Below are 691 nucleotides of genomic sequence, written 5' to 3'. Positions count from 1 at the left end.
TTCTTTATTCCGAACTACCCTTCTGATATCGCGACAGTGAACTTCGATACATCAGGTACAACTAAGATTGGTAAGTGGTACTTCAACCACTCATTTATGTCGGTAGGTTTGATTGGTGTGATCGGCGCGTGTTGCTTAGGTTACGTACTAGGACAAATCATCATTCCTTCATAAACAACCTGTAAAGTAAAATTGGAAGGCGAGTCATTGTACGCATAAGTACAGCCTGAATGACTCGCCTTTTCTTTGTCTAGTCTAATGATTACAGCAAGAAATCATCATCAATCGCGACGAAATTATCAGCACAATCAATCAAGGTTTGCGAGGTTAACCTTGGTACACCATAGACGGTGACCTTCTTGTTGTAGCGCTGCTGAATACGTTCCACCAGCAAACTGAAGTCGCCATCACCAGAAACCAAAATCACGCGGTCAACATCAGGCGCAATCTCAATCGCATCGAGCGTGATACCGACATCCCAATCCCCTTTGGCGCTGCCATCTCGACGCTGAATGTAAGGCTTCAACATCACCTCAAATCCCACACCTCTTAGAATGTGATGAAACTGGCGTTGCTTCGGATCGTTACTGGCAATGGCATAAGCTTTTGCGCTTACTACTTGCTTTTCTTGTGTCGCGACATACCAAAACTGGTTGTAGGCAAAGTTACTGCGATAAGCTTCGCGACGAGT

Annotated in this window: 1 protein-coding gene and 1 pseudogene; one reads left to right on the top strand and one right to left on the bottom strand. The window is 44.9% G+C overall.

Translation table 11 applies throughout. From position 1 onward, the window contains the following. Positions 1–174 (top strand): annotated as a pseudogene (locus R8N47_RS25370) (anaerobic C4-dicarboxylate transporter); the annotation flags it as partial. An 88-nt stretch (positions 175–262) separates the two neighbouring features. Here R8N47_RS25370 and R8N47_RS25365 read toward each other — a convergent pair. Next, positions 263–691 (bottom strand): NYN domain-containing protein (locus R8N47_RS25365; RefSeq protein WP_318186129.1); only part of this gene is annotated, 429 nt, incomplete at its 5' end.

This window comes from Vibrio sp. 2132-1, from assembly GCF_033344315.1.
The sequence above is the reverse complement of the archived record's forward strand: the minus strand, read 5'-3'. Positions and strand labels throughout refer to the sequence as shown.